Here is a 26,451-nt window from a genome sequence, read left to right as displayed (position 1 = left end):
TGGGGAGAAGTCAAATGGCAATCAAACCGCCTACTCGCGCGCGCCGTTTTCTGGCATCGGCACTGGGTGTCGCCGCGCTCTCGCTCGGCTTCATTTCGATCGGCGGTGCGGCGAACGCGACCGCCGAGACCGCGGCCGCACCCGCCCAGTCGTGTTCCTACGACCTCGGCACCAAGTCCCTGGTCTGCGTCGACGCCGGGCAAGATCTGAACAAGGCTGTCCTCGAGCAGGCTCACCTCCAGGTCGTCGCCCCCAGTGGTGCTCGCGGGGCCTCCCCGAGCGCGGCCCTCGCCGCGGCCGGCGTTGAAACCACGTTTGTCCAGAGTCAGCTCTACGACGACGCCAACTACGGCGGCTCCTTCTTCCAGATCACCAACTCCAGCGCCTGCAACGGCAGCACCACCTGGTACTACGGCCCCCTCGGTAACGTCGGCTGGTCCGGACGCGTCAGCTCGTTCAAGAGCTTCTCCAACTGCACCACCAAGGTGTGGCAGGGCACCAACTACAGCGGCGCCGCATACGGCTACGCCGTCAACGCCGCAAATCTCGGTGCGATGAACGACCAGGCAAACTCCGTCACCATGAAGTAACCCATCGGCTGCGGGGCCTCGCCAACACTTCGCGGCCCCGCAGCCAGTCATACGCCCCGAGGGAGCAGTTAGTTCGCCTACGCCCCTATAACGATGGTTTTCGAGCAGTTCAACGGAGCGCGTAAGCGGATGCGTCTTACGGGCGCGCCGACCCGCGTCACTCGGGCTCCGGCAGGCTACGAGCTGCGCCGTCCGGTTTGGGGTTCCTGTATCTGTCCGATTGGTCCCCCCAACAGACAGGCTGCCGAGCCGGAAGGTCCTGAAAGAGCCGAGTTCGCGTTGCGGCGATCGCCTTGATGAAGGCCACGTCACCAGGTTCTTCTGCCCAGAAGACGTAGTAACGGTCATCCGAGCTGCGTCCGCGGACTTGCACCTCGACCGTGTACGCGCCGGGTGGGCGGGAGGTAGTGGTTTCGCAGGAAGGGTTCCCGAGAGTCGGACTCGATGAGGCGGCTTATCGCCTCCCGGATGACAATCGGGCGAGCTGGGCCTGCTGCTGATCGCCTCCCCGCTCACGCTGCTGATCCCGCTGACCGGTCAAATCCACGTCCTGCTCGGTGTCGTGCTGCTCGGTGTCGTGCTGCTCGGGTTGTTCGTCTTCTACCTGTGGCGCGTCGCCAAGGGAGACAGCGAGGAGCCGGAACTCGTCGGCGTGCCCCATGCCATCGGCACGCTTCCGACGGTCGCGCGCCGCGTGACCGTCATCAGCATCGTCGTGCTGGCGGCAGTCGTCATCCTGCTCCTCGCGGAGCAGTTCGCCAACAGCCTGATCGCCGGAGGAAGAGCGGCCGGGATCGACGACTTCCTGCTCGTGCATTGGCTCGCGCCGCTGGCCTCCGAGGCGCCCGAGTTCGTCATCGCGATCATCTTCGCCGCACGCGGCAAGGCGGCGATGGGGGTCGGCGTCCTCCTGGCCAGCAAGGTCAATCAGTGGACCGCGCTCGTCGGCACCCTCCCCGTCGCCCACCTCATCGGAGGCGGCGGCTGGGCGCTCCCGCTGGACGGCCGACAGGTCGAAGAGTTCGACCTCACCGCCACCCAGACCCTCCTCGGGGTGGCGATGCTGATCGGGCTTCGGTTCTCAGGCCGCTGGGCCGCCGCGCTGGTCGGGCTCTTCGCGGCCTCGTTCGTGTTGACGACCACCGAAGCCCGCTGGATCATCTCCGGTATCTACATCGTCCTCGCCGTTGCCCTGCTTATCGGCAACAGCAAGCTCATCCCGCGGACATTCGCCGCTCCCTTTCGACCCTTCGAACGGGAGTAGGCCTGCCGACCCTCACGCTGACGCCCTCGGGTGACACCGGCAATGCCAGCTCTCCGCGGCGCCTCGCGTTCGCAGGGATGCGGTCCGACTCCCGCCATCGACCTCTAATACCAACCGATCTTCCATTTGATGGCGTTGAGGATACTGCGACCGATGGCGCGCAGAAGCCACCAGGCGCCGCGGAAGAGGGCGCTGACGAGAATGCGGCCGGCCCAAATGCCGAGGCCGCCGAGGATGCTGAGGACGATCGTGGGCCAGTGGGTCGCGATCAGGGCTCCGATCTGCTCGATCATGGCGTGCCTTCCTGGGAGAGCGATGCACTGAAATCACCACGAAAAAGCTCCCGGCCTTTGGGGGGTCGGGAGCCTTGATTTCAGCGGAGCAGGCCTTGTGCGCGCTCGATGCGCTCACGGAGGCCGGCTTGGAACTTCTCGTCGTTTGAGACGGTCTCGATGTGGGTTGCGATGGCCGCCCGGATCACTTCTGATACCGGCTGGTTCTCGACACTCGCCACGGTTTCGAGTTGGTCCGCCTGCTCGGCGGACAGCCTGATCGTCATTGCTTTCTGTTGTCCCGGCATGCCTCTAGTTTGATCCCAAACCGGCATGATTGTCAACTGTCTTGCATTCGTGGTATCGTGGTATCACTCCACCGACATGGAAAGGAACCATCGTGGAAACCGCAGCAGCTCATCACCCCACCATCACCATCTACATCGACGCCGAGGCCTACGGGGTCCCGGCCGGTCGCACCACCGTCGAAAGCCTCCGTGCCGTGCGCAGGCCGCCGGTGTCCGACGGAAAGGAGCTGTGGCTGGACATCGAAGATGCTCAGGATGAGCTGATCGACAACGCCGGCACCATCGAACTGCGCGACGGAATGCGGTTCTTCACTGAAATCGATGCCATCAACATCCGTATCGACCGCATCGAGTACGAGGTCTACAAGCGCAAGATGACCGGCGCTGAGCTTCGCACGCTGCCCAGCCCTGATGTTCCGGCCGACAGGGATCTGTGGCGAGACGTCCCGGACAAGCGAGACGTCAAGGTCCAGGACGAAGACATCGTCCATCTCAAGGACGGCATGCGCTTCTTCACTGCTCCGGGCCGCATCAACCCCGGCTCCGAGCGATGAAGCTGCCGGAGCCGGACCGGGAGTTCCTCGAACGGGCAAATATTCCCCATCGCGTCTTCGAGGACGGCACCGGCATGCTGAACGTCGAGCTGATCGACTTTCCCCTGCCTCCCGGGCTGAGCGCCCCGCGCGCGAATGTGCTGTTCCGGTTGTCCGCGAGCTACCCCGACACGCCCCCGGATATGTGGTGGATCATCCCTCACCTTCGGCCGGCAAGTGGCGGTACCATCCAGGCCACCGAAATCACCGAGATCCATGACGGCCGCACCTGGCAGAGGTGGTCCCGCCATCTCGACGCCATGACGTGGCGTTCGGGCATCGACGGACTCGAAAGCTACGTGCGCCTGCTGCGCACCGAGCTCGGGAGCGCGGCCGCGTGAACATCACACTCCGACTTCCCATGCCGGTTCATGACGAGCTCCTGGCCATGGCCACCGGACCGGTCGAATCGGGTGCTGTCCTGATCGCCCACCTCGTTCCGGGCCGGGATGACAGCATGATCCTGCTCGGTGCACAGCTAATCCCGGTTCCCGAGGGGGCCTACGACATCAGGAGCGATCGGTCGTTGCAGGTGACCTCGGACGGCTACGTCCACGCCCTCAAAGTCGCCCGTGACCGGGGCGGTGTGGCACTATGGGTGCACAGTCACCCCGGTGAGGGGGCCCTCCCCATGCGAGCAAGCATGACCGAGTGGTCAATTCTGAGCTGGCCGACCTTTTCGCCGACCGAACCGAATCGGGTCAGTACGGATATCTCGTGGTCAGCCATGCGCGCGGTGCGCTGACCTTCACCGGCGCGCTCACTGGGCAGGTGGACGGACCCATCACGCGACTCGCCGCGATCGGCGATCGTTGGATCTTCCGCCCGGCCTACGACACCGAAGACGCCCGAAGCAGCACCGACCTGTTCGACCGGAACATCCGCGCTTTCGGCCACCAGATCCAGGCCACGATCGGCGACCTCACCGTGGCTGTGGTGGGTTGCGGCGGCACCGGTTCTGCCGTTGCAGAACAACTCACACGACTCGGCGTGCGGTCTCTCGTCCTCATCGATCCGGACACGCTCTCGGCGCCGAACACGACGCGCGTATACGGATCGACGCTGGCGGATGTCGGCCGGCTGAAAGTAGACGTTCTCGGCGACCATCTAGAACGCATCCACCCCGACGTGCACACCACCCGAATCAATGGGACAGTCCTCAGCAAGGCAGTCGCGCGAGAGCTTGCCAGCGCGGACATCGTCTTCGGATGCACAGACGATAACGCCGGGCGCCTCCGGCTCTCCCGACTCCCCTACTACTACCTCGTCCCGCTCATCGACTGTGGCGTCCAGATCCCGGCCGACGACAGAAACACCATCACCGGCATCTTCGGCCGGGTCACCACCGTCTACCCCGGCGCCTCTTGCTTGATCTGCCGAGACAACATCGACCTCGGGCTGGCTGAAGCCGAGGTACGCTCCGCCGAGGAACAGCGCCAGCTGGAGAAGGAGGGATACGCCCCCGCGCTTCCGGGTGTCGAACCGGCAGTAGTCGCCTTCACCACCCTGGTCGCCGCCACAACCGTGAGCGAATTCCTTGAGCGCCTGGTCGGCTATGGAGACACACCCACGCCAACGGAGCTGCTCCTGTTCGTGCACGACCGGATGATTCGAGCCAATGCCATCGAACCTCGCGCAGGGCACTACTGCGACCGCTCTAGGAACCTGCTCGGATCCGACGGCGATATGTACTTGGGGTTGAATTGGGCCTCATAGAACGCATCCGTTACTGGCGGCGGTGGAAGGCCGACCAGCGCATCGAGTCCGTCAGCGACATACCGGAACAGCTCCCGGCGCGTCACGCGATCGTTGTGGCGTCAGCGTCTCGAGAGAAGTGGCTCGTGTTCGACTGCCCGTGCGGACGCGGGCATCGAGTGATGCTCAACCTCGACCCTGAGAACCGCCCACTCTGGCGCATCAACACCGCCCTTCCGCTCACCCTGTATCCGAGCGTCGATGAGCGAAGCAACGTCGGCCGCTGCCATTATGTTGTGCGCGCAGGCCGCGCGCGCTGGATCGAGCGAACGGAAACCCGATGAGTACCACCACAGATCAAGACGCCCCGCAGCCTTCGCCCACGACCCCGCCGGCCGTCTACGTGCCTACACCCCCACCACCACAGCCCACGCCAGCACCTAAGACGCCATCGAAGACGCCACTATACGAGGCAATGAACGCCCCCCGGTACGCTCGCCAAGCGCTGATCAAAGAAATCGAGAGCACCACCGGCGCTACCCTGATTTGCTACGTGTCCCCCAGTCCACGACAAATCGACCGGAACGACGTCGTCGCCATGGTGGACCTCCTGCACAACGTCACGCCAGGTTCGCCTATCGACCTGCTCCTACATTCGCCCGGCGGTGATATCGACGCGGCCGAAAAGCTGATGACGCTCATCCGCAAGCGGGCCGGCTCGGCGCCGGTCCGTGTCATCGTGCCCGACTATGCCAAGAGCGCCGCCACCTTGCTCGCGCTAGGCGCCGACACAATCGTCATGTCCGATTCCTCCGAACTTGGAGCCATCGACCCCCAGATCGACCTGCCCGACTCCAACGGTCACATTTCGACCCTCTCAGCGCAGAGTTACCTCGATGCCTTCCACCTCCACGCCAAGAGCTTGAAGGAGGACCCTTCAGATCCAGTAGCGAGGCTGATGCTCGAAAAGATGGAGCCGGCCACCGTGCGCAAACTAGAGCGGATAACAAAACGTTCCCGCGCCATCGCCGAGGACCTCCTGAAGCAAGCGATGGTAAAAGACGAAAAGCGCGCCACCGACATCGCGAACAAGCTCAGCGACACCAAGCGGTGGCACTCGCACGGTCAGATGATCTCCCACGAAAACGCCGCCGGCTTGGGCCTCGACATCACGTATCGCGCCCCGAACGACCCCCAATGGTTGCTCTACTGGCGTCTATACTCGCTCCAGCTTTGGGCGGCGGACGGCCACATCAAACTCTTTGAGAGCTCCTGGGCCTCCCTACCGATGTCATAACCCATTGAAGCCGTCACGGCTGACCCAGTAGCCGCGTTCCGCAATTTCGGTGAAGGTGACCGGTGCGCCATGCTGAGCTGGGGATTTCTTGAATCGGCAGTTTCCACGCTCCCCGACGAACGCGGTTGGCAGTTTTAGTCTGCCGACTAGATTCAGTCGCAATGGTGAGCAGCGCGGCGGCCAGGGCGTGGCGCTGACCTCGCGGGGAACGGAGTCGGCGTCCGCTACGCATTGACTCCTTCGAGCGGCCGGGATGGCATATCTGCCGTCGGCCGCGTTCGGATGGGACGCCGGGCGGCGCTGACACCATTGAGGATGACGACGACTTCCGCGATTTCGTGGACCAGTACGACGCCGGCAAGGCCGAGAACACCAAACAGCGCAAGCGGGAAGAGCACAACGATGATTGCCAGCGCCAGGCCGATGTTGACGGTCATGATCCGACGTCCGCGGCGAGCGTGCGCGAGTGCCCCGGGGAGCAAACGCAGGTCGTTGCCCGTGAAGGCGATGTCGGCTGATTCGATCGCGGCGGCCGACCCTTTGACGCCCATTGCGATCCCGACGGTCGCGGTCGCCAGTGCGGGGGCGTCGTTGATGCCGTCGCCGACCATCGCGGTGGGTGCGTTCGCGACCAGCGTGGCGATCGCGTCGGCTTTGTCTCTGGGGAGCTGCTCGGCGCGGACGTCGGTGATCCCAGCCTGGTTGGCGAGGGCACGGGCGGTGCGCTCGTTGTCGCCGGTGAGCATGACCGTGCTGATGCCGAGACGGGTCATCATCGCGATCGTCTCGGCCGCTTCGGGACGGAGCTCGTCGCGGACGCCGATCAGGCCGGCGATCCTTCCGTCGGCCTCGACGACGACGATGGTCATCCCGGCGCCGGCCATGCGGTCCGCGTCCTCGCGCAGGCTCTGCGGGTCGAGCCAGCGCGTGTTGCCCACCCGCACGGTCGCGGCGCCGACACGACCGGTGATGCCGCGCCCGGCCTCCTCAACCATCTCCTGCGCGGCAGAGGTACCGGGGGATGCGGCGGTGATGGCGGCGGCGAGGGGGTGGCTGCTGGTCGCTTCCAGCGCGGCCGCCAAGGCCAGCACGTTCTCGCGGGTGCGGCCGGGAGCGGTCGCGACCTCGACCACCTGGGGTTCGTTCCGGGTGAGCGTGCCGGTCTTGTCCAGGGCGACGGTGCGGATCGTGCCGAACCGTTCGAACGCTTCGCCGGACTTGATAATCACACCGAACCTGGAGGCGGCCCCGATAGCACTGATCACCGTCACCGGGACGGCAATCGCCAGCGCGCACGGAGATGCGGCAACCAGAACTACTAGGGCGCGTTCGATCCACAAGCCAGGCTCGCCCACGATGAACCCGAACGCGGCGACCACGGCTGCCGCGATCAGAACGATCGGCACCAGAGGTCGGGCGATACGATCGGCGAGGCGTGCACGTTCGCCCTTGCGGGCGTGGGCCTGCTCGACGAGCTTGACGATTTGGGTGAGGGAGTTGTCCCTGCCGTTCGCGGTCGCCTCCATCCGCAGCGTGGCGGATCCGTTCACCGATCCGGCAGCTACTGCGTCGCCGGGACCGACCTCGACCGGGATAGATTCCCCGGTGATCGCTGAGGTGTCCAGGCTGGAGCGACCATCCACGATCACGCCGTCCGTGGCGACGCGTTCGCCGGCGCCGACAACGATAATGTCGAGTTCCTGCACCTGAGCGGCAGGGATCGTGATATCTCCGTTCAGCCGCGACACCCGCACGGTGTCGGGGATGAGGGACAACAAGGCGCGCAGCCCCTCCTTCGCCCGGTCCATTGCCCGGTCCTCGAGCGCTTCGGCCAACGAGAAGAGGAAGGCCAGCGTCGCCGCTTCACCGACATGGCCGAGAGCGACGGCTCCCACAGCGGCGATCGTCATCAGCAGCCCGACACCGAGTCGACGACGCAACAGGCGGCGGATCGCGCCGGGAACGAACGTGTATGCGCCGGCCAGCAGGGCCGCGGATTGGAAGACGAGCGCCGGGATTGGTAGCCCGGTCCACTGGAAGATGTATCCGATCAGCAACGTCACGCCGGCGATCGCGGACGGCAGCAGAGCGGTGTCGCGCCACCAGGGCGGCCGCGCCTCCGACTGGCCCTCGTGGTCGTGCTCGTCGTCGTCATCGCCGTGCTCGTGCTCGCGGGCAACGGCCGCCTCGTCGCCGAGGCGATTTCCCGCCGGCATCGTGTGACTGTCATCTGGGCCGCAGCAGACATCGCCCGTGGTGAGTGGTCTCCTCAACTGCAGCCGCCGGACACTCGTGGTTGTCTTGCGGGGCTCATCGGGGCCGCAGCATTCCTCGCTCATCGGGCGCTCTCCATGAACGTCTCGGCTGCGGGGGTGCAGCACAGCGGAATATCGCAGTTCTCGTCCGCACATGGTTCGCCATCGTCAACGGCAAGGACGGTGTCCACCAGGATGGTGATCGCCCGGGTGAGGTGCGGGTCAGCGATCTCGTACCGTGTCTGTCGACCTTCCGGGGTCGCGACTACGATCCCGCAACCACGGAGGCAGGAGAGATGATTCGACACGTTCGTGCGTGTCAGCCCTAGGCTTTCCGCGAGTCGGGCCGGGTATCCCGGACCAACCAGAAGCTCCATCAGGATTCTGGAGCGAGTGGGATCAGCCATCGCGCGACCCAAGCGGTTCATCACATCCAGCCGCGAAGCAATAGTCAGCATATGCTGACTATACATCAATCACTGTACAATCGTCGGGTATGTCCACTCTTGCGCGACGATGACCCCACCTGAGTCCGTGGCTTCGCCCTGATGCCGCCGCACACCAAGGGCCCGAACGGAACTACCAACGCGTGCGTCGTGATCAGTCAGGGACTGCGCGGTGGCATCGCCGATAGCCGCACGGAGGCGTGCGCGGCCTACAGACCGGAATAGGTGTGCAGTCCCTTGAAGAAGACGTTCACGATGCCGAAATTGAATAGCACTGCGGCGAAGCCGATGATCGCCAGCCACGCGGATCGCGAGCCCCGCCACCCGCGGGTAGCGCGGGCGTGGATGTAGCCGGCGTAGACCACCCAAATGATGAATGTCCAGACTTCCTTGGTATCCCACCCCCAGTACCGACCCCAGGCCGCGGAGGCCCAGATGGCTCCCGCGATCAACGTGAACGTCCACGCGACGAAGCCGACGATGTTGATCCGATATGCCAGATTCTCCAGACCAGCGGAGTCGGGAAGGGTCACCAGGAACCTGAACTGCTGCGGCACGGATTCCTCAACTTGCCGTTCACGACGTTGCTGCAGCAGCTGCAATCCCGAGAGTGCAAAGCCGAGGGCGAAGAATGCCGTACCCAGAACGGCCACGATGATGTGGATGACCAGCCAGTACGACTGCAGCGCCGGTTGTAGCGGCACGACTGGGACGTAGTACCGCAGTAGGGCGATGCCCTGCAGAACGAGGATCAGACCGATGATGAAGGTTCCGAGGTACTTGAGCTCCCACTTGAGGTTGGCGATCAAGAACACGCCAACGATGACCAGGGTGCCCGTCATCGAGAACTCCCACATGTTCGCCCACGGCACCCGGGCGGCAGCGATTCCACGCAACACGGTCGCGATGAGGTGGAATGTGAAGCCGGCGATGGTCAGCCCAAATGCCCAACGAATCACGACTTGGGCCGCTTGAGACGGCGCAGGGCGCGCGTGGATTTGGGGAGCATCGATCTCCTCACCGATGACCAACGTGGTTCCCTGCTGCGCTGCTGTGGCGCGCCGGGCGACGACGCTTGGCACGCGCGCGGTTGATTCGGCTCCCCGCCTGGCCAGGTCGATGGAGAAGGCAGCAAATGCGGCGGTGTAGAAACCCATCGCCACGTAGATCCCAAGGGTGGAGAGCATCGAGAGAGTGGCGGTCATTGGGGCGCTCCCTTTTGTCGGCGGCCAGCAGGAAATGCGTCGCGCCGGGTGCGCGACTGCTGAAACGTTGCGATGGCCAATGCCGCAACGATTCCGCAGACGGTGAACACGTCAGCGAGGTTGAACACGGCGAACCAGCTGACGGAGAAGTAATCGATCACGGCGCCGCTGAAGATGCCCTGATGGCCTCGGAAGACGCGGTCGATCATGTTGCCCCAACCGCCGCCGGCGGCCACCGCGAGCAGCACGGTGACGGTCGGGTTCTCTTCCCGGATCACCCGCCTGATGATCCAGGTTGTGAGAACGACCAGGACCACGAGGACGCCTGCCGCGAGCAGCGGTCCGACGCCCGCCCCGAACCCGAATGCCGCCCCAGGATTCAAAACCAGGCGCAGGTCCAGGCCCGGGATCGCCGTGGGAATCGGCTGCCCGTAAGGGAGGGCGAGCACAGCGACGCCCTTAACGATCTGATCGGCTGCGATCGCAAGCAGACCCGCGGCCAACGCTCGGACCCCCAGGCGTCGACGCTCGACGGCATCGGAGCGAGAGGCCACATTCTCGTCGTTCAGCATGGTGCCGTCAGTGTTCTGACCTGCTGTGAAAGCTTCTGTCGAAGCGCGTCAGAACTCGGTTCGGAGGGTGCGCCGGCCGCTTCCTTCTTCAGCACAGGGAGAAGCTGATCGATCGTGTCGACGACAGCTTGAACTCCCGTCTTCTGCTGGCCCGAAGGGAGCTGATCTGCGACCGGCGCCAACACGCCACGAGCCATTGTGAGCTGCTCGGCTGCCGCCGCTGGATTGACAACAGCTGATTTCAACGCCGTGTCAATATCAGAGGTAACTTGTTCGGCGATCGGTGCCACCAGCGAGCAGGCGGCGTTCTTCGCTTGGTTGGTGAACATCGCGCCAGCAGAGCATCCGGAGAGCACGAGTGGCGCGGTGAGGGCTACCGCTGTTGCGGCAAGGATGAACGGTCTGTGAAGTGTGGACACGGTTCGTTCTCGATTCAATGGTTAGGACGGTAACGCTGCATCACCCGGATGAGGCGCTCCAGATCGGTCTCGAGCGAGTCGACGGCCTCGTCAGGGTTCCCCGAGCCACGGCGTAGGAGCTGCAGTTGCGTGGATACTGTTGTCGCTGCGTCGATGAGTTCCCGATACACAGCGGGCGGGATGGTTTCGCGTGCTTTCGGCGTCCTCCACAGGCGCTGCATCTGGCGACGAATGCGTCCATCACCGAGCCTCATCGCCGCCACGCTTTCTCCAGCTCGGCGGCGAATTGTTCGCTTGAAGTCAGCGCGAGCTTCTTCCCATTCAGGAAGAACGTCGGCGTCCCTGTCACACCCAATCGGACGCCGTCGGCCTGGTCCTTGGTCACCCGAATCCGGAGTGCGGGGTCGGCGATGTCTTTGTCGTACTGGCTCATATCCAGGCCGATCCACGCGGCCAGCGAACGCAGCGCGGGAGACTGGTCATCCTGTCGTTCAGCCCATTGCGTCTGCGTCTCGAACAATTTCGAGTACATTTCGGTGAACTTGCCCTGGCGGCCAGCTGCCTCAGCAGCCATCGCGGCGTTCATCGCGTTCTTGTGACTCGGGATAGGAAAGTAGCGTGCGATGAATGTGACGCGATCTTTGTAGCGCTGGCGCAGTTGTTCCACCATCGGATAGGCGGCGCCACATGCTTCGCACTCGAAGTCAAGGAACTCCACAACAGTCACTTTGTCCGTTGGCGCCTTTTGCAGGATCCGGCTGTCGGCCCGGACGACCGCGGGCGCGGCCGCCTGTTGCGAGGCCGACTGGGCGCGACCGACGAGCACGACAACGATCACAACGATGAACGCGAGCCCGATGACAACGGTGTTGGCCCAGAACCGGGTGGAGAGCCGACGGCCAGCCCGTGGCTGCTGACGTAATTGTTTGGTCATGGTCGGGCTCATCTCGCGCGAGCTCGGAGCCAGGAGTACGGGTCGGTGGGAGTCTCCCCGTTTTCCCAGATCTCCAGGTGAAGGTGATTGCCGGTGCTGGCGCCGGTGGTGCCGACTCGCCCGATGATCTGGCCGGCGACGATCCGGTCTCCCGCGCGGACCTGAAGCGATCCGAACTGCATGTGCGCGTAGAGACTCGCGAATCGTTCACCATTGACGCGGTGGTCGATGATGACGTTGACGCCGAACCCCACATCGGACTCTTCTGCCGAGCGGACGACGCCGTCGGCGATCGCGCCGATCTTGGTGCCCCCACCTGGGGTCATGTCCAGGCCCTTGTGGTTGCTGGAGCAGCCAGAGCACGGCGCCGAGCGGGACCCGTACCCGTCGCTGATCGGGACATCGCCGGGGAAGGGCCACTGGATTGGCCCTAGGGTGTTGCCCACGAGGGTCCCGGCCGGGTCGGTCCGTGCTGCGGCTGCGAGTTCGGCCTCGGAGGTCGCGGTGAGCGTGTCTCGGTTGACCGGCACGGCCGCACCGGCGGTCTCCCCGATTGCCTGCGGAATGCCGGCGGTGGTGGCACCGGCCACCACTTCGCGTGCGGCGTCCGGTTGCACAGCCTCGGCAGGAACCGAAGTCGCCACACTCAAGGCCATCGCGAATACGGCACCCACAAGGGGAAGTAGCAGCGATCGACGGGCGCGGGGGTTACCAGTGCGGGGACGGCTGCGTCGCGGCTGCCGACCCGGGACGTCGCGTTCGGCGGCGAGGGCCTCACGACGAGATCGGTGCTCTGCGGGGGCGGGGGTGAAGGTTGCGCGGCGGACCGGCCGCGCGCGGCGGGTGATGAGCATTCAGGGGTTTCCGGACGTGGCCCATTGCGGGCGCGGACAAGGACGACATGGCACCGGCAAGGGTGCGCACAAGGTCCTCAGGTCCGGCTGATCGCCAGAGACTCCAGGGAAGGCACGAGAGGCCGCTCACGGAGCAAAGACGCGGCCAAAGATCGCACCACGCGCGACCGAGCGAGGCGGACGTCGCGGCGCAGCAAACACACGAACAAGGCTAGAGCCAGGGCCGCCGCGGCAAGCCCGAGGACGCACCCCAACACCAGCATCTGGTCGTGCGGGACACCACCGCTATCGGAGGAAACGACCGCGGCCGCAGCCTCTCCCGCAACCGTAGCGGCGCTATCGACGACGGCCGACGTCGCGGTTCCTGTGGTTTCGTTGGTCGGGTGCGCCGTCTCGAACATGTGCGCCAGCAGCAGGGCGAACACGACAGTGAGCGCTGAGATGGCGAGGACGACCCAGCGTCGGATTCCTCCTCGGTCCAGCGCGTTCACGTCACCTCCACAGTCACAGATCGATAACAGCCAGCTTTGGTGGGAAGCGTAGCAAACGGCCGCTGATGGTCGCATCCAAGCGCAGGAGGCCGTCAGGCGACTCTCAGACGAGGTCTCTACGCTCCGGCAACCATACCGACCAGAAGGGTACACACCATGAAATGTCCCGTTGATGGCGAGACGCTGCTGCTCTCCGATCGCTCCGGAATCGAGATCGACTACTGCCCCACATGTCGTGGCGTGTGGCTAGACCGCGGGGAACTCGACAAAATCATCGAACGCTCGCTAACTCAGAGCGCCCCAGCCGGATACGCCACCCCTGCCGACCCGCAAGGATGGTCCGACGCGAACCGATCAGGCCACCACGGCAAGAGCGGCCACGGCAACTCCGGCCACGGCAACTCCGGCCACGGGAACTCCGGCCACAACGGCTACGGCAACAAACGCCGCGGCGGCTGGCTCGGGGATCTTTTCGGCGACTAGTCTCCACCCGGCTGAGCATGACCGAGGTGCAGCAGTGCCTGGTCGAAGAACTCGACGACGTGGTCATCGAACAGCCGGTACGTGATCGAGCGTCCGTCGCGGTCGCCGATAACCAGCTTCGCCTGGCGGAGGATGCGCAAGTGGTTCGACAGCGTCGCCTGTCCAATCTCGAGCTCCTCCGCCAGCGCGGTCACGCTCGATGGGCGCTGCCGAAGCCGGGCAAGCACCCGCAATCGCGTCGGCGACGCCAGGCCCTGAAAGACCTCCGCCAGCTCGCCGGCGCTCTCGATATTCAACGTCAGTTCGTCCACGACTCGCTCCTCGACTCTCCATCGTACCGAGAACGGTTCTGATTACGGTTCTCAACTACATTAACGAATTTACATATGCACATGTATTGACGTAGAGTGGGTGGGGACGAAAGGAGGTCGCGATGGACGGCCACGACCACGGCAGCACAATGGAGCTCTTCGGCGCAGCAGCCAAACGCCACCGCGTCCGCCTCTCGATCGCGTTCGGCATCACCTTCGTCATCCTGATCGCGGAGGTCGTCGGCACGATCCTCACCGGCTCCCTGGCGCTGCTCGTGGACGCCGGTCACATGCTCACCGACACCTCCGGACTGGCGATGGCCCTCGTGGCCTCATATCTGAGCACCAAGCCGGCCACCAACAAGCGCACCTGGGGATATCGCCGTGCCGAAGTGCTCGCGGCGACCGCGCAGGCCGCGGTCCTCCTCGCTGTTGGCGTCTTCGTGCTGATCGAAGGGATCCGGCGCCTATTTGAACCACCGGAGATCCCCTCGACGGAGCTGCTGATTTTCGGAATCATCGGCCTTCTCGGCAACGTGGCATCTCTCACCGTCCTGGCGTCCAGCCGGAGCGAGAACTTCAACTTGCGGGCGGCCTTCCTTGAGGTGATGAACGACGCTCTCGGCTCGGTCGCCGTCATCGTCGCCGCAATCCTGATCGGCCTGACCGGATGGGGCGCCGCCGATGCGCTGGCCGGCATGTTCATCGGTGTGCTGATCCTCCCGCGTGCGTTCAAACTGCTCCGCGAGACCACCAGTGTGCTGCTGGAGTCCACACCTCCCGGACTGGACCTCGATCAAGTCCGCAGCCACATCTTGGAACTGCCGGAAGTGGTCGACATCCACGACCTGCACGCCACTCAGATCGCGACTGGACTGCCGGTTCTCACCGCCCACGTCATCGTGGAGGCCGATACCTTCGAGAACGGGCGACTGCCCGAGCTCCTGGACAAACTCCAGGACTGTGTTGCAAGCCACTTCGATATCAGCATCGAACACTCCACCTTCCAGTTCGAGCCCCCACAGCACAGCCGCCACGAGCATTCCGCACACGAGTGAACAGGGACCATTGATGACTGCCACCAGCGCCTCCACCGAGCCCAGCCGTTCGCTGTGGAGGATTCTCGCCCTCGTCGCTGTGGTTGCACTCGCCTTCGTCGCCAACTGCATCACCGCCCCACCCGCACAAGCGCACGATGCTCTCGCGGAATCCAACCCCGCCCAAGGGCAAACCGTCACCGAAAAGTTGGACCAGATCGTTCTCACCTTCAACGAGGCGCCGCTCGGGGGCCTGCAGGGTGGCATCCTCATCCAGGCGGTCGGTCCTGGCGGCCATGAGGTCACGACAGGTGAGCTACGAACCCAGGACCGCACTCTGTCGCGAGATGTGCTGATGACCGATCAAGGCGAATACACCGTCTCCTGGCGCACCGTTTCCGCCGACGGTCATCCAATCGACGGCAGCTACACCTTCAACTACGCCGGACCTATCCCAGCTACCCCCAGCGTCACCACGGCACCGACCCCCTCCGCGACGCCGACCACCTCACCCGCCTCTTCGCCCACAACAGCCCCGACCGCGGCGAACGCGTCATCCGGCACGCCGATCGCGCTGGTCATCGTCATCATCATCGCCGTGTTGATCCTCGCCGGCGGCGGTCTCTGGCTTGCCATTGAACTCAATCGTCGACGCGCCAGCAAACCGTAACCTTCTCGCTCAGCGACGACCCAGCCGCGATAGCCACGCGTTATAGGCTTCGAGTTCTAGATCGCCTTCCCTATCCTTGCGCCGGTCGGCAGCCTCTGCCCGGCGGGTGTCATCAGACGCCCACGCGAACAGCAGGATCAGCACAATGATCAGCGATGGCAATTCACCGTACGACCACGCCAGCGCGCCCGCGATACGCTGATCGGCCACGGCATCGATGTTCCAGGCCGCCGGTGGCCGCGCGAAGAAGCTCACCAGCGGGATGGTCGCCATCATCGCGATCACCCCAAAGAACGCGTGAAGCGGCATCTCGATGAACATGTCCAGCAGACGGCCAAAATGCGACTGGCGACGTGGCAGTGGATCTGGGGAAATCAACGGCAGAGTGAACAGAATGCCAGCGCCCAGGAACACCGCCTCGAGCGACAGGTGGCCGGCCACGGATCCCAGCAGCGTCGACGCGATGCCGCTGAAATAGAGGCCATAGAACACCATCAGAAACAGCGGCACCATGAAGCCCGGATGCAGCAACAAGCGCGCAAACCGGGAACGCAGACCAGTCAGGGCGAACTGCCGAACGAAACGCCACCGCCCTCTCGAAGGCGCCGCCTTCAGCAGAAGCGTACCCGGCGCTCCCAGAATCAGCAGCGGTGGAATCGCCATCATCAGCGTGAGCTGCTGAAACATGAACACCGAGAACATCCGGTAGCCGTAACCCTCCAGCGCTGTGCCGGTCAATGCAACCAGAACTCCGCAACCGGTGATGAAGAGGATGGTCCGCCACCACGGCCAAACGATACGACGACGCAACAACAGCATCACACCGCACAGGTATCCGAGAGCGAGCAGGATACCCACCATCGGGAAAAGTGGGATCGGTTGTGGAGCCCACGCCAGGAAAAGCTCCAAGCTCGGCTCCCGATCGGGCAAGTAGGCGGGCCCATCCATCTCAGGCCTGCTCCTCCCCCGGCCCCTCCGACCGGGATTCAATAACCCGCCGACCCAAGACCAACAGAAGCGCAAACACGGCGACGGCGGCGATAGCCCACAGCAGCACGGCCCCGATGAGTTGATCAACCGCAGGTGTCACGCCTAGCGCTGGCATTGTCACTCCGTACCACGCCGGAAGCACACCCCCGGGGAGGAAGGCGACGACGACCGCGATCAAGCCCACCGCCAAGACCACCGCCATCGCGATCCCGACCGCCTGAGTCATCAACCGTTGACCTCCACCGGCGGTACGCAACACAGACACCGCGAAGAGTGACGTCACCCCGAACAGCAATAACGTGGTGAGCACGCGGCCCACCGGGTCCTGTACCGCCCAACCCAACCAGGGCGACAACACCACTGCGGCGAGCAGAGCAACCAGCGCAGCAGCCGACAACCACGGCGCCCGTAACGACACCGTCAAAGCTCGGCCCCCCAGCATCCAGGTTGTCCACTCGCGAGCACCGAGGCTGCCATCCCCACGCAGTCCCACGACGATGTGGAGTAGCCGTGCTGGCCGCGCGGCCACAACCAAAACCGCTGCCAACATTCCGCCCAGCAATAGCATCGCCGCGTACGCCGCGAACGAAAACGTCGCATACGCTCCGGGGAGCGAACAGAACGCGAACAGGATGACGACGGCAGCTAGCACCGCAGCGGTTGTCCGCGACCGCGGCCACCCACCGTGTCGCCGTGCAGCGCATACACCGTAGAGGTAAGCACCGAGGCCAAGAAGCACACCGAACACCGCTGCGGCGTCAAATACCCATGTGTCAAGGAACCGGGCGACACCCGGCGCATAGGGAACCCGGTCGCCGGTTAGCTGCTCAGCCTTCGTCGCTAAGAGGATCTGACCACCGGGGGTTTCCGTCCGAGACAAGGTGGCTCCTGCGCCCATCGCTACGCCCATCACCAGAAGCTCCCAGAGCGCGAGCGATCCGAAAGCGAGCCGGCGCTGCAGCCCGGGCACAACCGCGGAGTCGAATCGTCGAATCACCCAGGTTCGCTGCAGCCATCCCAAGCCGACCAGAAGCAGCAGTGCGACAAGCTTCAACGACAGCAGCCGACCATAGTCTGTTGTCAACAGTTGCGCCGGTTGCGACAGTCGGACGAGGGCACCTGCCATTCCGGAAATGGTCACCGCGCATAATCCTGCAAGCGCGATCGCCGAATAACGTCGCACCAACGCAACCCATGAGCGCTCGTCGAAAGCCGCGGCATAGGTCACAGCGGCCAGACCTCCAACCCATACCGCAGCTCCCGCGACGTGCAGCCACAGCGCGATCGTCGCCGTGACATGGTTCCCGGCGCCCGCGGCATGCCCCTGCAAGGCCAGCGGAACCAGTGCAATGAACGCCAGCAGCAACGCTGCCGCGACACCTCCCTGCCCACGGGCTGCGAAAGTCAGGACACTGATCACCGCGGTCATCAGGATCGTTGCGAACCATCCCTGGCCAACCGCGATCTGCGTGAAAAACTGAGCGAGGCTAGAGCCGAGCATGTTGACCTCGACCGGCCCCGTCAGACTGATCGAGGTCATCACAGCCGCCACGCAACTCGCAACAAGCCAACAGCCAGAACACCAGGGCGCAATATCGAGGAGCCTGTTCCACGATCTCAACCCGACCGGTACACAGAAGGCTGCAACGACCAAGACTCCGATCGTCGCAGCTGCTGCCAGGTCCACGACCACTTTGACGGCCGGTAGCCCGTACGTGACGACCGGCCCCGGATCGAAGACCGATCCGTCAGGCGCGATCGTCAGCAACGACAGAACGAGCGCCGCGACAAGGGCAGGTATGGCAAGAGTGGCAACCGCGAGAACTGCAGCACGCGTTCCCACCGTCCGCGTAGAGCTTGCGTCAGTCACGACACGTCCTTTTTAGGAGGCTGCGTCAGATCCGCAGTCATGCGTTGCGCACGTTGCCGCTGTTCTTCGCGTGCATAAGCCTCACGTTCGCGGCGGTCGGCACGAAATATCGAGCGCAGCACGAACCAGAAAATCGACCCCACCAACACCGTCGGGGTTAGAGACCATAGAGCGTTCGTCCAAAAGTCGTCCATCTTCACCCTCACAAACCGTCAAGATCGTGGCTCGCCGAACGTGGGCGCGCACACGCAGAATCGCGGAACGGATGGTGCTCAGATGCGAAGTACGCCCAGCAGGTGTAGTGGCGGCGGCACGGCCGGCGAAGGTTGTTTCTGAACAGCGACCGCGGCCGGCACCGGCTGTGCGACAGCAAATTGCTCGCCGAGCGCTGCCGTCAAATCGGCGACCGGGGTCGCGGTGCCAGCTGTCGCGCACAGCGCCGCACAAAATTCAGCATCGCTGTGTTCGGGGCATGTGTCGCCTACACTCACCTGCTGTGAGCATGAGGCGGTGGCGCCCACGTGTGCCGCGTCAGAAGAGTGGCCAAAGCCGATGCCGGCGATCATCGCGGCGACGAGAAGGAGCAGAAAGATCGGTACGACGCGAACTCCGCGGAGTATCCCGCTCATTCCGACCTCCTCTTTCGGGACTCAGCGTATCCAGTAGACCTGTGAGGGACCCAGCGAGGTATTCGCGTTCTGGTTCGCGCACCTGTATTCGACTGACATGCGAGCCGATGCTCGAGGCGGTTGTCGCCCTATCGGCATCTCTACTGCCGGCGGCGTACGGTGCGGCGGCGATGAGAGAGGAGTTAATGGCGCACTGGACGGCGCTGTCACGCTGAGGTTGCTGGACTGCATCGTCGCGCGGCTCCGCTCCTCACCTCGCTCCCCGCGACTGTCGCCCTTGCCGTTTCTCGTGAGTAAATGTCGGTTGACATGGTTGACATCTTGCTGAAGAATTGGTTGACATAGTTGACACGGGAGGTCACCCATGAGCACTGCAGCACCAGAACGTCGTCGCCGGCGGACGGCCGGGCCGCGCCAGGCGCAGGAGCACGCGGTGGACGATATCGTGGCCGCGGTCCGTGCGCGACTTCTCGAGCGCGTCGACCGTGGCGAAGAACTGACCAACCTCGGCGACGCCGACGAGATCGCCGAGCAGGTCGTAGAGCGGCTGCCGATCGCGACGAGCCCGTGGGCGGAAATCGTTGGACCCTGCTACACCAGCGGATCGCTGCAGAAGGAGCTGAGACGCGGCCGCGCGGCCGTCTCCAAGGCCGTCGCCGAGTTGAGGCTGCTGCGGCTGCGCACCGCGGACGGCCAGACGGTGTACCCGGCGTTCCAGGTCGTGAACGGCGCGATCGTTCCCGGCATGCGTGATGTGCTCAGCGAGCTTCGACGCGGCATCGACGACGAGTGGACCTGGGCGCAGTGGCTGAACACTGCGGTCCCTGACCAAGCGTCCGAGGACGGGGCGAGCCGAAACCGGCGGAACATCGACCGGTTGATCGCCGGCGAGGTCGAGGCGGTCGTGAAGGCTGCTGAGCGCACGGCTGCGAGCTGGGCCGCGTGACCGCCACTCAGGGGGCGCCGGTCCCGGGGCAGGATTACCGCAGGATGCCGCGACACACTGTGTCCGCAGAGACCCAGATGTACCGGGCGCACAACACAGCGCGCGGCGCATGGTGGTTCGACAGCAGCCGCAACGGCCGCTTCAACCTCCCGGCCCCGTCGGGAACCTGCTACGCAGCGACCAAGGTCGAGACCGCGGTGCGCGAGAAGGTCCGAGACGCCGTGAGCGCGTCGAATGTCGTCTCGCGAGCGCTGGCCGACTCCTTCCAGGTCTCGACCATGGCGGCACCGGTCGACTACAAGTGCGCTGCGGTCAGCTCCGAGCGCGCGGTTCGATTCGGGATCGTACGCGAGCTGGTCACCATGGAGGATTACGCGATCCCGCAGCAGTGGGCGGAGACCATCCAGGCGAACTCGTTCGAGGGGATCTACTACGCCTCCGCCTACACCACCGGAAGCGTGACGGCGCTGGCCCTGTTCGGCAGCGCCGGCTCTCCTGGCCCACGCTTCGCTGAGGCGCGCCACATGACCGGACCGGAGGCCTGCGAAGCGTCCGGCATGGTCGTGGCCGGCCCGCCCACGCTCAAGTCTCTGACCGTCATCTAGGCGTCTTGCCGTCTGGGCAATGCCGCACCGCAATGTCCGCCCCTCGTGAAAGGATCCAGCCGTGCTGCGATCGAAGAAGGAAACCGTCGAGCTACCTGAAGACTCCGGATGGTGGGCATTCGCCTACGCTGGCCTCGTCGTCGGCGTCGCTCTCGGCTTCGGCTACGCCCTGGCCCGGAACATCGCAGTCGGCGCGCTCTCATCGTCCGACGTGTTGATCGCAGCCGCGATCGGCGCAGTGCCATTGGCGGTGGGCTTCGCGCTGGTCGAGGTGGGCCGCCGCAAGTTTGAGGCGCGTCAGAGCAAGGACTAACGGCCGCTCTTCTTGAGTTCCGCTCCCGGGCGGGCCCCGCTCAGTCGACGGAGAGCACGTACAGCAGACGGTGATCGGAGGGGATGGACGCCTCCAGAGCCTCGCGTGCGCTCCGGTAATCCTGGCCCTCGGCATCGAGCTCCCGAGTGGCGGCGCTACGGATGCGTCCGGTCGCAATGACCCGGCCGCCCCGCGGCATCGAGTTATGAACCTGGATCAGCTCGTACCCGTCGGGCACCTGCGCCTCGATAAGCGCGCGCGCCGACTGAGCATCGTCGGCCTCGGCGGTGATTTCGTCGACCACGTTGGATTGGATCAGGCCCCGAATGTGCATGCATCCAGGCTAGATCGGACCACCGTCGCTACGGTCAGCCCGGGATGTTGCGAGGGTCGTTCCCATGGCTGGATCGGTCACCGATCCGCCCATCCAGGTTGTGCACGATGTGCTCTACCTTGCGCCTCTCCGCTTCCGCGCGCCCCTCGGCGACGGCATCCTCGCGCTTGCTGTGGGCGCGGCCCACGCTCTCACCAGTGCCCTCGATGCGGTTGTGCCAGGCACCGTTCTCGTGGAAGGTCTCAACGTCTCCTCTAGGCATGCCCGCACCGTACGCCGCGAGAACCGCCAGCTCCAGGCCGGCCCCGCCGAAAGTCTGCGCGCCGCTTTCGGGGGTCGCCGACAAGAACCAGCGACACGGCCCAACGGCTCCTATAGCGAAAGGCGGGACGATGAACGCACTAGACCCTCAGGACCTGGTCGAGGCAGCACGACGGGCGGCGGTCCTCCGACGGGCCAGTCGACAGGCGTGCGACCTCGCCCTCCGCAACGCTGTAAAGCAGCTCAGCCGACACATGACCCACGAGGAGATCGCAACCGAGACGGGGCTTACCGTCGCGCAGGTCGAAGTGCAGCTCCGCAGCGATATCTCGTTCCCGGCACCCGGCAACGCTGCAGCGCGCGGCATCTTCGACCAGATCCATCACGAAGTCTGGTCACACGTCGACTCTCCCGCCGTGCACCTGAACAACGAGAACTGGCGTCACGAGCACCCCTCGCTGGGGCTCTTCGCCCGGGTCGGCCACGGAGCACGCCGATGAACTGCCGAGTCTGCGGCAGCCAACTCTCACCCGCCGCCCGCAGCTGCATCGAGTGCGGCAGCGCGGTCCTCCTCACTCGTGCGGCAGAAGGCGACGCCGCCGCCACCACCCGGCTCGAACTGCGTGCCGAGGATGACGACGCTCCCGTCGCTGAGGCCGATGAGCAGCCCATCGAGACAGCCGATGAGGCGCCCATCGGCTCGCCTCCCCCAATCCAATCCCGACCCGCCCGAGTCTCCCGTGCATCGAAGTCTCGTCCATCGAACGTCACCGCACTCCCCAAGCGAGCCACGGCGCACACCGCTGGTGCAGCCGCCCTGCTCAGCCTGGACCCGGTACCAGAAGCGACTCCCATCCCCGACGTCGAGCCGGGCCAGACTTCACGGGGACGGTCACCTGAACCTGCACTTCCAGAACCACAGCAGGCGGCATTCGTGCCGCCTGCACTGCCCGAGCCAACCCCTACCACGCTCGCAGATGGGGTCGACCAGACCCGCATCGTCGTGCGCGCCCCGCGCGCGCGATTCCGACTCACGTTCAGCAACGGCGAGGATCACCAGGTGGTCGGCCACTCGATCCTCGGTCGACGACCGACACCGCAGCCCGGTGACGAGTCGCCCCGCCTCATCACCGTCTCCGATCCCGAGCGCTCGGTATCGAAGACCCACCTCGAGCTGGGCATCGAGAACGGAACCCTCTGGATCTCAGACCGGTGGTCCTCCAATGGAACAGTCCTTGTCACCCCGCACGGCGTCGGCCGGATCTGCGACCCCGGGCGCCGGTACGAGGTCGAGGCTGGCAGCACCGTAGAAATCGGCGACGTGACGTTCATCGTGAGCACGCTGTGACGCGGCCGCCCACCGACCAGCGCGGACCGATCCCCGCACCCCCGGCCCCTGCGCCTGACACCGCAGGGATCGAGGAGGACACGAATTCCGTTGAGAAGGCAAGGCCGGCGGATCGAGGTGGCAGCGACGGCGAGAGCTATGGTCAGACCGTGGCCAAGAATCAGACCAAGCGAGCGACACTCTTCGGCGTCGACGAGCTCGACTGGCCCGGCCTCCTCCTGCTCGCAGTCGCCATGGGCTTCGGCGTACCTCTCCTGACTCGCACGCTCCTGCCCAACTGGCAGAGCGGATCTCTCACAGCGGTCCTCGTCCCGGTCTACCTCACGGTCGCGCATTGGATCGCCGTGGTCGCGATCGGTGGCGCAGTGCTCTGCGGCCTCCTCGACTGGCTCCGCGAGCGCCCGACACAGGCCGGCTAGCAATGCGGCCAGCGAACGCTACGACCTCGCCGGCGTCCGCGGCCGCCCAGTCCGCGGATCCAACCCTGCCCGCCACCGGGCACGCTGCTCTTCGGGAGTCACGATCGAGCCGTCTGGGGCCGTTGCCGGAGTGAGGAAGTTCGGCATCCCCAGCGCCAAGGCGCAGGCGTCGAGGGCTTGCGACAACTCATCGCAGAAGACGAGGGGCCAGCGCTGATCGCGCTGAAGCACCCAGTGATCGACGCGGTACATCATGAGCGACTCGTGCGTGTCCTTGCGCACCGCGAGCCGGTACTCGATTTGGAACCGGATTTTCAGAGAGTCGTCGAGCACGAGCCAGACGCGCTCCCCCGGCCGTAGCACGTGCATCCTGACCTCCCTGTGGCGTGATGCAGACAAGCCCGCGGCTGTCCACTTTTGACGTGTCGATGGTGCGACGTACACTCCCCAGTATCGAACAAACGTTCGAGTGTTCAAAGATGGAGTCGCCGTGCTGCAGGTCCTCGGTCGGGTCGACGAGCTGGCGCCACCAGGCGGAGTTCTCACCCCAGTCGCGGCTGCCGTGTCCGCGGGGTTCCCGAGCCCGGCCGCCGACTGGTATCGGGGTCCCATCGACCTCAACGAGAATCTCATCCTCGATCGCACGTCGACCTTCATCCTGAACGTGGCCGGCGACTCGATGATCGGCGCCGGGATCTTCGACGGCGACCAGATCCTCGTCGACCGAAGCATCGAGCCGGGCATCGGCGACGTCGTCGTCGCGATCGTCGACGGCGAGCTCACGCTCAAGCGTCTCGCCCGCTCCTCCGGAGGATGGATCCTCCGTGCGGAGAACCCTGCGTTCCGATCCATCCCTCTGGAGGGCGAGACCGAGATGGTCGTGTGGGGCGTCGTCACCTTCAACATCCACCGTCACCGATGATCACGTGCCTCGTCGATTGCAACAACTTCTACTGCTCCGCGGAGAGAGTCTTTGACCCGAAGTTGGAGAACCGGGTCCTGCTCGTGTTGTCCAATAATGACGGCGCAGTGGTCTCGAGGTCTGCCGAAGCGAAGGCGCTCGGCATCGAAATGGGCACCCCGTGGTTCAAGATCAAGGGTGCCGCGAAACGCTTCGACTGGATTGCAAAATCCAGCAATTACGAGCTGTACGGCGACTTGAGCCACCGAATGCATGAGCTGGTCGGCCGCTACGCGGCCTCTGCCTTCGAGTACTCGATCGACGAGAGCTTCCTCGAGATCAACGAGAAGCGCGAGGACCTCACCGCGCTCGGGCGCGAGATTCGACGGGTCGTCCGACGCAACGTCGGCCTGCCCGTCTCCGTCGGCTTCGGGCCCACACGAGTCCTGGCGAAGTTGGCGAACCACGGGGCGAAGAAGAACGCCCGACTCAACGGCGTCTGCGACTGGACCAGCTACTCGACCGAGCAGCAGGAGCGCATCCTCGCCTCCTACCCGACCAGCGAGACCTGGGGTATCGCCGGCCGCCTCGAGCGCCGGCTCGCCGAGCGGAACATCCACACGATGCTCGATCTGAAGAACGCCGACCCGGCGGTGATCAAGAAGGCGTTCGGCGTCGTCGTACAGCGGATCGTCTACGAGCTCAACGGGATCCCCTGCATCGAGATCGAGCCCGTCCGCGCCACCAAGCAGCAGATCATCGCCTCCCGGATGTTCGGCCACCCGGTCACCGATCCCGCGACCGTCGAGCACGTGCTCTCGGTCTACGCGCAGCGCGCCACGGCGCGCATGCGACGGGAGAAGTCCGTGGCCGGTCTCGTCTCCGCGTTCGCGGCGTCCTCGCCCTACGGCGACGACTACGTCTCCGCCTGGGGCCAGGCGGCGTTCGCCATGCCAACCGATGATCCGGTGGCGATCGCCAAGGCGGCCGCCGAGAGCCTCCGCGAGAAGCTACGGCCGGGGGTCAAGTACGTGCGAGCGGGCGTGATGCTGAACGACCTCTCTGCCGCCAGCTCGCACTCGTTCCTGCCGATGTTCCAGCCGAGCTACGACCACCGCGGCGTCGGTGAGCTGCTGGACAAGGTCCACCGTCGCCATGGCGAAGCAGTGATCGGCCTCGGCATGGCCGGGATGCGCCTCGGCGCCGGCTTCGAGATGCGCCGCGAGATGCTCTCGCCGCGCGCGACGACCCACTGGGCAGAGATGGCGACTGTCCTCGCGCGTTGACGGCTGGCTCCAAATGCGCCGATTCGTCGTTTCTGCTACCGTGCCTTACACAACGCACGACCGTGCGTTGTGTAAGGCAAGGAGGAGCGAGTGCCCATTCCTACGATCAGGCCGCCGCGCAATTCGTCCGACGCTGACCCGACAAGGCTGGTGACCCGGGCGGAAGCTGCCCGCCGACTGGACGTGAACGCCTCCGGAGGGCTGCGCAAGATGATGCGTTGCGGGCTGCTCCCCCAGGCGCCCACCGACGCCGACGTAGCACGCTGGGAGGGTCGCCCGTTCCTGGGTCTCGACAGCGGCGAGCTGACCGTCCTGCGCACGGACAGCAAAGAGCCGTCGCCGCCGGTCTATCCGACAGACCCACGCAGGTGGCTCGGCTTCGACGTCGCCATGACCGACGTCGAGCTGGAAGACGCTTCCCTGCGGTGGTGGCGCTGCAAGCCCGCCCGCGTCCTCTCCAACGAACTGTTCGCGGTGACGATTGCCGAGTTCCCGGTGGCCCTCTATCTCCTTCACGAACACGTCGACCATCGCCGCTTTGGCGACGAAGAGTTCGATCGCCACCGCTTCGCCGGCGCCCTGCTGGCTCGGCTCGACGACAATCTCAAGTTGGACGTCCGGGCCTCCCCTGCACTGTCCGAAAGCGACGTTCGAACCATCATGGCGTCCCGAATCCGTACCTCATCTGGAGGCCCGATCGGCTACCTGGAAGTCGACTGATGCGTGCGGCGCGAGGGTGGCTGCATAAGGGGGTGCTAAGCGTAAAAACCGGTCCTAATCAGGGATTTCCCTAGAAAGTGGGTCTGTTAAAAGCCACTCGATTCTGTTAACGTCGGCCACGAAGCTGACAACG

Annotated in this window: 38 protein-coding genes; 20 read left to right on the top strand and 18 right to left on the bottom strand. The window is 64.9% G+C overall.

Going from position 1 to position 26,451, the window contains the following annotated elements; translation table 11 throughout:
* Window positions 1-14 precede the first annotated feature (14 nt).
* Both ACR5MH_RS22635 and ACR5MH_RS22630 read left to right on the top strand, forming a co-directional pair.
* Entirely contained in the window at window positions 15-590 is a 576-nt protein-coding gene (locus tag ACR5MH_RS22635; RefSeq protein ID WP_115697574.1) for a hypothetical protein, read from the top strand.
* Window positions 591-1,152: 562 nt separating this feature from the next.
* A complete protein-coding gene (locus ACR5MH_RS22630) occupies window positions 1,153-1,854 on the top strand; it encodes a hypothetical protein (protein ID WP_407791880.1) in 702 nt (233 codons plus the stop codon).
* 104 nt (window positions 1,855-1,958) lie between these two features.
* Here ACR5MH_RS22630 and ACR5MH_RS22625 read toward each other — a convergent pair whose 3' ends face one another.
* Window positions 1,959-2,147, bottom strand: coding sequence for a hypothetical protein (locus ACR5MH_RS22625; protein ID WP_115697572.1), 189 nt, complete (start codon window positions 2,145-2,147; stop codon window positions 1,959-1,961).
* Window positions 2,148-2,227: 80 nt separating this feature from the next.
* Window positions 2,228-2,413: a ribbon-helix-helix protein, CopG family gene (locus tag ACR5MH_RS22620; RefSeq protein ID WP_407791879.1), complete on the bottom strand. Its 186-nt coding sequence runs from the start codon at window positions 2,411-2,413 to the stop codon at window positions 2,228-2,230.
* A 113-nt stretch (window positions 2,414-2,526) separates the two neighbouring features.
* Here ACR5MH_RS22620 and ACR5MH_RS22615 point away from each other — a divergent pair, with 113 nt between their 5' ends.
* The 6 genes from ACR5MH_RS22615 to ACR5MH_RS22590 all read left to right on the top strand — a co-directional run bounded on the left by ACR5MH_RS22615 (window position 2,527) and on the right by ACR5MH_RS22590 (window position 6,019).
* Window positions 2,527-2,988, top strand: a complete 462-nt coding sequence (locus ACR5MH_RS22615) for a multiubiquitin domain-containing protein (protein WP_115697570.1) — start codon at window positions 2,527-2,529, stop codon at window positions 2,986-2,988.
* Window positions 2,985-3,368, top strand: coding sequence for an E2/UBC family protein (locus ACR5MH_RS22610; protein ID WP_115697569.1), 384 nt, complete (start codon window positions 2,985-2,987; stop codon window positions 3,366-3,368). The genes ACR5MH_RS22615 and ACR5MH_RS22610 overlap by 4 nt, the downstream gene beginning before the upstream one ends.
* Window positions 3,365-3,772, top strand: a complete 408-nt coding sequence (locus ACR5MH_RS22605) for a hypothetical protein (protein WP_407791878.1) — start codon at window positions 3,365-3,367, stop codon at window positions 3,770-3,772. The genes ACR5MH_RS22610 and ACR5MH_RS22605 overlap by 4 nt, the downstream gene beginning before the upstream one ends.
* The gene (locus ACR5MH_RS22600) at window positions 3,679-4,743 is read left to right on the top strand and encodes a HesA/MoeB/ThiF family protein (protein WP_407791877.1); all 1,065 of its coding nucleotides are present in this window, start codon (window positions 3,679-3,681) and stop codon (window positions 4,741-4,743) included. Before ACR5MH_RS22605 ends, ACR5MH_RS22600 begins: the two co-directional genes overlap by 94 nt.
* A gap of 95 nt (window positions 4,744-4,838) precedes the next feature.
* The gene (locus tag ACR5MH_RS22595; RefSeq protein WP_433862722.1) at window positions 4,839-5,066 is read left to right on the top strand and encodes a DUF6527 family protein; all 228 of its coding nucleotides are present in this window, start codon (window positions 4,839-4,841) and stop codon (window positions 5,064-5,066) included.
* A 131-nt stretch (window positions 5,067-5,197) separates the two neighbouring features.
* Window positions 5,198-6,019 carry an SDH family Clp fold serine proteinase gene (locus ACR5MH_RS22590; RefSeq protein WP_407791875.1) on the top strand — a complete coding sequence of 274 codons (822 nt, stop codon included), beginning with the start codon at window positions 5,198-5,200 and terminating at the stop codon, window positions 6,017-6,019.
* 224 nt (window positions 6,020-6,243) lie between these two features.
* Here ACR5MH_RS22590 and ACR5MH_RS22585 read toward each other — a convergent pair whose 3' ends face one another.
* From ACR5MH_RS22585 to ACR5MH_RS22550, 8 genes are all read right to left on the bottom strand, one after another.
* Window positions 6,244-8,235 (bottom strand): heavy metal translocating P-type ATPase, encoded by a 1,992-nt coding sequence (locus ACR5MH_RS22585; protein ID WP_407791874.1) that lies wholly within the window; start codon window positions 8,233-8,235, stop codon window positions 6,244-6,246.
* A 119-nt stretch (window positions 8,236-8,354) separates the two neighbouring features.
* Window positions 8,355-8,732 carry a Cd(II)/Pb(II)-sensing metalloregulatory transcriptional regulator CmtR gene (gene cmtR, locus ACR5MH_RS22580; protein WP_115697565.1) on the bottom strand — a complete coding sequence of 126 codons (378 nt, stop codon included), beginning with the start codon at window positions 8,730-8,732 and terminating at the stop codon, window positions 8,355-8,357.
* 197 nt (window positions 8,733-8,929) lie between these two features.
* Window positions 8,930-9,925, bottom strand: a complete 996-nt coding sequence (gene ccsB, locus ACR5MH_RS22575) for a c-type cytochrome biogenesis protein CcsB (protein ID WP_407791873.1) — start codon at window positions 9,923-9,925, stop codon at window positions 8,930-8,932.
* A complete protein-coding gene (locus ACR5MH_RS22570; protein WP_115697563.1) occupies window positions 9,922-10,497 on the bottom strand; it encodes a signal peptidase II in 576 nt (191 codons plus the stop codon). The genes ccsB and ACR5MH_RS22570 overlap by 4 nt, the downstream gene beginning before the upstream one ends.
* Complete coding sequence (locus ACR5MH_RS22565; RefSeq protein ID WP_147295947.1) at window positions 10,491-10,826, bottom strand: hypothetical protein; 336 nt, start codon at window positions 10,824-10,826, stop codon at window positions 10,491-10,493. Before ACR5MH_RS22565 ends, ACR5MH_RS22570 begins: the two co-directional genes overlap by 7 nt.
* Window positions 10,827-11,166: 340 nt before the next feature.
* Window positions 11,167-11,862 carry a DsbA family protein gene (locus ACR5MH_RS22560; RefSeq protein ID WP_407791872.1) on the bottom strand — a complete coding sequence of 232 codons (696 nt, stop codon included), beginning with the start codon at window positions 11,860-11,862 and terminating at the stop codon, window positions 11,167-11,169.
* The gene (locus ACR5MH_RS22555) at window positions 11,859-12,524 is read right to left on the bottom strand and encodes a M23 family metallopeptidase (protein ID WP_433862714.1); all 666 of its coding nucleotides are present in this window, start codon (window positions 12,522-12,524) and stop codon (window positions 11,859-11,861) included. The genes ACR5MH_RS22560 and ACR5MH_RS22555 overlap by 4 nt, the downstream gene beginning before the upstream one ends.
* Window positions 12,525-12,781: 257 nt before the next feature.
* Window positions 12,782-13,195, bottom strand: a complete 414-nt coding sequence (locus ACR5MH_RS22550; RefSeq protein ID WP_115697560.1) for a hypothetical protein — start codon at window positions 13,193-13,195, stop codon at window positions 12,782-12,784.
* Window positions 13,196-13,351: 156 nt separating this feature from the next.
* On the opposite strand from ACR5MH_RS22550, the gene ACR5MH_RS22545 reads away from it, so the two are divergent.
* Window positions 13,352-13,678 (top strand): zf-TFIIB domain-containing protein, encoded by a 327-nt coding sequence (locus tag ACR5MH_RS22545; RefSeq protein WP_115697558.1) that lies wholly within the window; start codon window positions 13,352-13,354, stop codon window positions 13,676-13,678.
* On the opposite strand, the gene ACR5MH_RS22540 is transcribed toward ACR5MH_RS22545, so the two are convergent.
* A complete protein-coding gene (locus ACR5MH_RS22540; protein ID WP_407791870.1) occupies window positions 13,675-13,989 on the bottom strand; it encodes an ArsR/SmtB family transcription factor in 315 nt (104 codons plus the stop codon). The genes ACR5MH_RS22545 and ACR5MH_RS22540 overlap by 4 nt on opposite strands.
* 122 nt (window positions 13,990-14,111) lie before the next feature.
* On the opposite strand from ACR5MH_RS22540, the gene ACR5MH_RS22535 reads away from it, so the two are divergent.
* A complete protein-coding gene (locus ACR5MH_RS22535; RefSeq protein WP_115697556.1) occupies window positions 14,112-15,047 on the top strand; it encodes a cation diffusion facilitator family transporter in 936 nt (311 codons plus the stop codon).
* A gap of 13 nt (window positions 15,048-15,060) precedes the next feature.
* Window positions 15,061-15,696 (top strand): copper resistance CopC family protein, encoded by a 636-nt coding sequence (locus ACR5MH_RS22530; RefSeq protein WP_407791869.1) that lies wholly within the window; start codon window positions 15,061-15,063, stop codon window positions 15,694-15,696.
* Window positions 15,697-15,705: 9 nt separating this feature from the next.
* Here the strand turns inward: ACR5MH_RS22530 and ACR5MH_RS22525 are convergent, their stop codons facing one another.
* The 4 genes from ACR5MH_RS22525 to ACR5MH_RS22510 all read right to left on the bottom strand — a co-directional run bounded on the left by ACR5MH_RS22525 (window position 15,706) and on the right by ACR5MH_RS22510 (window position 19,185).
* Window positions 15,706-16,557: a cytochrome c oxidase assembly protein gene (locus ACR5MH_RS22525; RefSeq protein WP_407791868.1), complete on the bottom strand. Its 852-nt coding sequence runs from the start codon at window positions 16,555-16,557 to the stop codon at window positions 15,706-15,708.
* 88 nt (window positions 16,558-16,645) lie between these two features.
* Window positions 16,646-18,556: a cytochrome c oxidase assembly protein gene (locus ACR5MH_RS22520; RefSeq protein ID WP_147295946.1), complete on the bottom strand. Its 1,911-nt coding sequence runs from the start codon at window positions 18,554-18,556 to the stop codon at window positions 16,646-16,648.
* Window positions 18,553-18,750: a hypothetical protein gene (locus ACR5MH_RS22515; RefSeq protein WP_115697671.1), complete on the bottom strand. Its 198-nt coding sequence runs from the start codon at window positions 18,748-18,750 to the stop codon at window positions 18,553-18,555. The genes ACR5MH_RS22520 and ACR5MH_RS22515 overlap by 4 nt, the downstream gene beginning before the upstream one ends.
* Before the next feature lie 78 nt (window positions 18,751-18,828).
* Window positions 18,829-19,185: a hypothetical protein gene (locus ACR5MH_RS22510; protein ID WP_147295945.1), complete on the bottom strand. Its 357-nt coding sequence runs from the start codon at window positions 19,183-19,185 to the stop codon at window positions 18,829-18,831.
* Between the two features lie 364 nt (window positions 19,186-19,549).
* Between ACR5MH_RS22510 and ACR5MH_RS22505 the strand changes: the two genes are divergently transcribed.
* From ACR5MH_RS22505 to ACR5MH_RS22495, 3 genes are all read left to right on the top strand, one after another.
* Window positions 19,550-20,131, top strand: a complete 582-nt coding sequence (locus ACR5MH_RS22505) for a hypothetical protein (protein ID WP_147295944.1) — start codon at window positions 19,550-19,552, stop codon at window positions 20,129-20,131.
* Between the two features lie 44 nt (window positions 20,132-20,175).
* A complete protein-coding gene (locus ACR5MH_RS22500; protein WP_115697548.1) occupies window positions 20,176-20,736 on the top strand; it encodes an RES family NAD+ phosphorylase in 561 nt (186 codons plus the stop codon).
* Window positions 20,737-20,797: 61 nt separating this feature from the next.
* The gene (locus tag ACR5MH_RS22495; protein ID WP_115697547.1) at window positions 20,798-21,049 is read left to right on the top strand and encodes a hypothetical protein; all 252 of its coding nucleotides are present in this window, start codon (window positions 20,798-20,800) and stop codon (window positions 21,047-21,049) included.
* 40 nt (window positions 21,050-21,089) lie between these two features.
* Here the strand turns inward: ACR5MH_RS22495 and ACR5MH_RS22490 are convergent, their stop codons facing one another.
* Both ACR5MH_RS22490 and ACR5MH_RS22485 read right to left on the bottom strand, forming a co-directional pair.
* Window positions 21,090-21,383, bottom strand: a complete 294-nt coding sequence (locus ACR5MH_RS22490; protein ID WP_115697546.1) for a hypothetical protein — start codon at window positions 21,381-21,383, stop codon at window positions 21,090-21,092.
* 34 nt (window positions 21,384-21,417) lie between these two features.
* Complete coding sequence (locus tag ACR5MH_RS22485; protein ID WP_115697545.1) at window positions 21,418-21,645, bottom strand: DUF2188 domain-containing protein; 228 nt, start codon at window positions 21,643-21,645, stop codon at window positions 21,418-21,420.
* 130 nt (window positions 21,646-21,775) lie between these two features.
* On the opposite strand from ACR5MH_RS22485, the gene ACR5MH_RS22480 reads away from it, so the two are divergent.
* From ACR5MH_RS22480 to ACR5MH_RS22470, 3 genes are all read left to right on the top strand, one after another.
* Complete coding sequence (locus ACR5MH_RS22480) at window positions 21,776-22,144, top strand: hypothetical protein (RefSeq protein ID WP_433862713.1); 369 nt, start codon at window positions 21,776-21,778, stop codon at window positions 22,142-22,144.
* Window positions 22,141-22,992, top strand: coding sequence for an FHA domain-containing protein (locus ACR5MH_RS22475; RefSeq protein ID WP_407791864.1), 852 nt, complete (start codon window positions 22,141-22,143; stop codon window positions 22,990-22,992). The genes ACR5MH_RS22480 and ACR5MH_RS22475 overlap by 4 nt, the downstream gene beginning before the upstream one ends.
* A 149-nt stretch (window positions 22,993-23,141) precedes the next feature.
* Complete coding sequence (locus ACR5MH_RS22470) at window positions 23,142-23,411, top strand: hypothetical protein (protein WP_433862712.1); 270 nt, start codon at window positions 23,142-23,144, stop codon at window positions 23,409-23,411.
* A gap of 18 nt (window positions 23,412-23,429) precedes the next feature.
* Here ACR5MH_RS22470 and ACR5MH_RS22465 read toward each other — a convergent pair whose 3' ends face one another.
* Complete coding sequence (locus ACR5MH_RS22465) at window positions 23,430-23,744, bottom strand: hypothetical protein (protein WP_433862711.1); 315 nt, start codon at window positions 23,742-23,744, stop codon at window positions 23,430-23,432.
* Window positions 23,745-23,931: 187 nt separating this feature from the next.
* On the opposite strand from ACR5MH_RS22465, the gene ACR5MH_RS22460 reads away from it, so the two are divergent.
* From ACR5MH_RS22460 to ACR5MH_RS22450, 3 genes are all read left to right on the top strand, one after another.
* On the top strand, window positions 23,932-24,333 hold the full coding sequence (locus ACR5MH_RS22460) for a LexA family protein (protein WP_407791926.1): 402 nt from the start codon (window positions 23,932-23,934) through the stop codon (window positions 24,331-24,333).
* Window positions 24,330-25,598, top strand: coding sequence for a Y-family DNA polymerase (locus ACR5MH_RS22455; protein ID WP_115697540.1), 1,269 nt, complete (start codon window positions 24,330-24,332; stop codon window positions 25,596-25,598). Before ACR5MH_RS22460 ends, ACR5MH_RS22455 begins: the two co-directional genes overlap by 4 nt.
* A gap of 90 nt (window positions 25,599-25,688) precedes the next feature.
* The gene (locus ACR5MH_RS22450) at window positions 25,689-26,318 is read left to right on the top strand and encodes a hypothetical protein (protein WP_147295943.1); all 630 of its coding nucleotides are present in this window, start codon (window positions 25,689-25,691) and stop codon (window positions 26,316-26,318) included.
* The last annotated feature ends 133 nt before the right edge of the window (window positions 26,319-26,451 follow it).

Origin of the sequence: Streptomyces sp. L7, assembly GCF_050990935.1 — a bacterium.
In the GTDB taxonomy this organism is placed as follows: domain Bacteria; phylum Actinomycetota; class Actinomycetes; order Actinomycetales; family Microbacteriaceae; genus Leifsonia.
This window is presented reverse-complemented; position numbering and strand designations above follow the sequence as displayed.